Genomic DNA, 456 nt, shown 5'->3' with positions numbered 1-456 from the left:
CGACAGGGCGAATCTTCGGTACGGGGTCGATTCATTCGGCTTCAGCACCGACGGCGCCAACAGCAACACGCTGGTGGCTTCGGCGCTGCATACGGTCGGGATCAATCTCGCGACGAACCTGCCGGAGGGCGTCACCTTCAACGAGGTGCCCCTGTTCAACCGCCTCGACCAGATGGTCGTGAACGATATTCTCGTGGGACAGGCTGGTAACGACCTCGTTTACGGTGGCGTCGGCCGTGATCGCATTCTGGGAGGCGATGGCGCGGATCGTCTCTTTGGTGAGACGGGCTCGGATCATCTCGTGGGTGGAGCGGGCAATGATCTGCTCGACGGATCCACGGGGATTGACCGAATGGATGGTGGTGCCGGGAATGATACATTCCGCGTTGATGATCGGCGAGATTGGATCATCGAGAGCGATACAAGTGCCGCAGGTGGCGTGGATCGCGTGCTGAG

The 456-nt window shown here is 60.5% G+C and carries 1 protein-coding gene; it reads left to right on the top strand.

From position 1 onward, the window contains the following. Nucleotides 1–172: 172 nt before the first annotated feature. Nucleotides 173–456: calcium-binding protein (locus AC2JF9_RS09130; RefSeq protein ID WP_500727137.1), on the top strand; the 284-nt coding region annotated here is incomplete at its 3' end.

It is taken from the genome of Lactobacillus sp. C449L, from assembly GCF_059900815.1.
Note: the sequence above shows the minus strand (reverse complement) of the source record. Positions and strands in the feature narration are given on the sequence as shown.